This window comes from Mesorhizobium sp. M7A.F.Ca.AU.002.02.1.1 (genome assembly GCF_003998535.1).
Lineage (GTDB): Bacteria > Pseudomonadota > Alphaproteobacteria > Rhizobiales > Rhizobiaceae > Mesorhizobium > Mesorhizobium ciceri.
The window spans coordinates 1-3,741 of record NZ_RZPB01000592.1; the positions used below are offsets into that span (position 1 = coordinate 1).

The 3,741-nt window shown below is 62.8% G+C and carries 5 protein-coding genes; 1 reads left to right on the forward strand and 4 read right to left on the reverse strand.

All coding sequences use genetic code 11. The features are described 5' to 3' along the window. From purB to EN879_RS27410, 3 genes are all read right to left on the reverse strand, one after another. Positions 1–1,264: adenylosuccinate lyase (gene purB / locus EN879_RS27400; protein ID WP_127274361.1), on the reverse strand; the 1,264-nt coding region annotated here is incomplete at its 3' end. A 59-nt stretch (positions 1,265–1,323) separates the two neighbouring features. Continuing rightward, on the reverse strand, positions 1,324–1,737 hold the full coding sequence (locus tag EN879_RS27405) for a hypothetical protein (protein ID WP_082826442.1): 414 nt from the start codon (positions 1,735–1,737) through the stop codon (positions 1,324–1,326). Positions 1,738–1,844: 107 nt separating this feature from the next. Beyond that, positions 1,845–2,570 carry a DUF2259 domain-containing protein gene (locus tag EN879_RS27410; protein WP_013532119.1) on the reverse strand — a complete coding sequence of 242 codons (726 nt, stop codon included), beginning with the start codon at positions 2,568–2,570 and terminating at the stop codon, positions 1,845–1,847. A 128-nt stretch (positions 2,571–2,698) separates the two neighbouring features. Here EN879_RS27410 and EN879_RS27415 point away from each other — a divergent pair, with 128 nt between their 5' ends. Then, a complete protein-coding gene (locus tag EN879_RS27415) occupies positions 2,699–2,953 on the forward strand; it encodes a DUF2171 domain-containing protein (protein WP_013532118.1) in 255 nt (84 codons plus the stop codon). A 9-nt stretch (positions 2,954–2,962) separates the two neighbouring features. On the opposite strand, the gene EN879_RS27420 is transcribed toward EN879_RS27415, so the two are convergent. Further along, a partial coding sequence (locus EN879_RS27420) for a P1 family peptidase (RefSeq protein WP_127274362.1) occupies positions 2,963–3,741 on the reverse strand: 779 nt, incomplete at its 5' end.

Genomic DNA, 3,741 nt, shown 5'->3' on the forward strand with positions numbered 1-3,741 from the left:
TGGTGTGATAGCCCAGGTCGAATTTCTCGCGGATTTCGGCCTCGGGCAGGGCAGCGGTCACTTCCTTGTCGGCCAGTAATTCTTCAAGAAAATCAGCGCCTTGCTCCCACACCCTCATGGCGTTGCGCTGGACCAGACGGTAGGAGTCTTCGCGAGACAACCCAGCCTGCGTCAGCGCCAGCATGACACGCTGCGAATGCACGAGGCCGCGGAACTTGTTCATGTTCTTCAGCATGTTGTCGGGATAGACGAGCAGCTTGTCGATGACGCCGGTCAGCCGCGACAGTGCGAAATCGAGCGTCACGGTGGCGTCAGGGCCGATCATGCGCTCGACCGAGGAGTGGGAAATGTCGCGCTCGTGCCAGAGCGCCACATTCTCCATCGCCGGCATCGCCATGGAGCGAACCATGCGGGCAAGGCCGGTGAGGTTTTCGGTCAGCACAGGGTTGCGCTTGTGCGGCATGGCCGACGAGCCCTTTTGGCCCGGCGAAAAATACTCTTCCGCTTCGAGCACTTCGGTGCGCTGCAAATGCCTTATCTCGATCGACAGCCGCTCGACCGACGAGGCGATGACGCCGAGCGTGGCGAAGAACATCGCGTGGCGATCACGCGGGATTACTTGTGTCGACACCGGCTCGGGCTTCAGGCCGAGCTTAGCCGCCACATGCTCCTCGACATAGGGGTCGATGTTGGCGAAGGTGCCGACCGCCCCGGAGATCGCACAGGTGGCGATATCCTCACGCGCGTACACCAACCGCTCGCGGCAGCGCGAGAACTCGGCATAGGCCTGCGCCAGCTTGACGCCGAAGGTCGTCGGCTCGGCATGGATGCCGTGGCTGCGGCCAATGGTGACGGTGTTCTTGTGCTCGAAGGCGCGGCGCTTGAGCGCTGCAAGCAGACCATCGATATCGGCGAGCAGGATGTCGCTGGCGCGGGTCAGCTGTACGGCGAAGCAGGTGTCGAGAACGTCGGACGAGGTCATGCCCTGGTGGATGAAGCGGGCGTCCGGCCCGACGAATTCGGCAAGATGGGTCAGGAAGGCGATGACGTCATGCTTGGTGACGCGTTCGATCTCGTCGATCGCCTCGACGTCGAATTTTGCGGCACTGCCCTTTTCCCAGATGGTTTTTGCCGCTTCCCTGGGGATGACGCCGAGTTCGGCCAGCGCATCGCAGGCATAGGCTTCGATCTCGAACCAGATGCGGAACCGGGTTTCTGGCGACCAGATGGCGACCATTTCCGGCCGGGAATAGCGAGGGATCATCGGTCAGTCCTGACATATCGAGAAGTTTGCCCGCGTCCTAACAGAGGCGAGCAAAATGCTCAACGCCGCTGGCGCGCAAACCAGACGCCCGCGGCAAACAGAGCGATGAAACCAACTGGAAAATAGAGCCGGATGCCCAGCACCACGAATTGATAGAGCGCAATCAACGTCGTGAAGACGAACTGGAGGACCCAGGTGCGGGTGAAAGCAGGCGCATGCCACTCGGCGTAGTAGGAGCGGTACTGCAGGGCAAACAGCCCGCCGGTCAGGCCGATCGTCGCCGCTGCTAGGCACACGAAGGCCGCGGCGAAAGCGACTTCCCAGCGTCTTCCCTGCGAGACCAGCCGCGCCGCGAACAGGCCGATCGGGAAGGCCAGCGCAGCTCCCGCCGCAAACAGCATGGTGACAATGCGGATTTTCGCCGGCGTCTCCCAGTCGCCCAAAAACAAGGTGAGGAGCGCGCTGGCGCCCATTGTCACAGCCCACAACAAGGCGCCGACAAGTGCTGTGCGCGGCGTCGGTATCGCGCGGCGAAGGCGGTTCAGCGCACGATCGCGCGCGGCGGGTTGAGCAGGGGGTGTCACAGGCGGCCGGTCACCGCGATCCAGCGAAAGTCCGGGCCTTCAAAGCCGTATTGGCGCACCGCGATCAGCACGGCATAGGCGCTGAGGCTGTCCATGGAAAAGGTCTGCACGGCGCCGATGCGATAGCCGTTCGGGCAACCCCGGCTTTTCGGTATCGCCTTGTCCTCGTGCAGCAGCTTGGTCGTGCCGCCATCCTGCGCCTCGATGCGCAGCAGCCGGAAGCCGTTGATTTCGCCCTGGCTCTCGCAGCCATCGGCGTTGTTCATGCCCAACTCGTCGAGCCGGAACTCGAGCGGTGGGTCGACCGGAGTGAAGATCGGGCGCGGATTGACCGCCATCCGGTGCGGATCCGCCGAAAGCTCGGTCACCGGGTTGAAACCCGCGGTGATGCCGCGGTTGGCGTCCAACTCGGCCTGGCTGACAATGGATTCGCCTTTTTGCCGGGCCTGAAGGCGCACCGCATCCAGTTTGGCATTCTCGTCCTCAAGCCGGACCCGGATCGGCGTGCCCTTCAGAAAGCTGTCGGTGCTGGTGTCGATGTAGTAGCGGTTGGCATAGGGAAAGCCCGATCCATCCTGCACGCCATATTCCTCGAAAGCGAAGACGCTGCCGTCCTTGGTGAAGCCGAGGATCTCAAGTTCAGCGACATCGCCGGCATGAGCCGCGATCGAGGTCGCAAGCTGTGCAAGCAGGCCAACGGCAAACAGAAAGAGCATTCGCATCGGTCTTCACCCCCGTGATCGTTTCAATCCCCTAGCACGACGGAATCAAAACGTCGTGCGGTGCGAAAGCCGATGCATCCAATCGGCCCGTCATTTGTTATTGTCGGCAGTCCCAATGGAGAACCACCATGACCGACACCAGCAAAATTCGTGAGCATATGGAAGTCGTCGGCGCCGATGGCGTGCATGTCGGCACTGTCGACAAGGTCGATGGCCAGCGCATCAAGCTAACCAAGGCCGATAGCGGCGAGGGCGCCCACAAGGGCCATCACCACTACATTCCCCTGAGCCTGATTGCCGAAGTCGACGGCAAGAAGGTCTGGCTGTCGGCGAATTCTGATGTCGCGGTGACGTTCGAGGAAGAAAAGTCCGATCCGGTCTGATTGATCGCTTCACTTCATGCGTGACGACCAGACCGGAAACAGATCGTTTTCGGCAGGTGTCGCGGCATAGACGCCTCGGCTGATGGCGCGCGCCATGGTGGCGCCGGCGGCGGCGTAGAGATCGATTGCTGCATCGGCGGAGAGTTCGATACCGCTCGTGCCGGTCGCCAGCGCGAACACAAGGTCGCCATCGGCCGGCGTGTGCGTCGGCCAGATGGCGCGCACGAATCCATCATGCGCCGACATCGCCAGGCGCTTGGCGGCAGCCTTTGTGAGCACCGCATCGGTGGCAATGACGGCGATGGTGGTGTTGCCGCCGGTCTCCGTCTGCCGGCCAAAATGTTTGTCGCGGTACTTCAAAAGAATCCGGTTCGCCTCGTCAGGCATCGGCGAGGGATAGCCAAGCCCACCGAATTCGTCGCCGATTTCGAACGGTGCCGCCCAGAAATGGCGGGTTCGGCCTGTGGTCACCGAACCGGTCGGATTGACGGCGGCCAGCGCGCCGATGGTGACGCCATTGTCGAGCAGCGTCGAGGCGGAGCCGAGGCCGCCTTTCAGCCCCGAAGTGAGCGCGCCGGTGCCGGCGCCGATGGTGCCGAGTTGGAAATCGGCGGTGGCGGTTTGCGCGGCTTCATAGCCAAGCTCGCGGTAGGGCGGATAACGGCCCCAATCCTTGTCGCCGCCATTGCGCAGGTCGAACAGGATCGCCGACGGCACGATCGGAACGCGAAAACCGCCGACCTCGAGGCCGATGCCGCGTTCACGCAACGCCGCCTGCACGCCGGAAG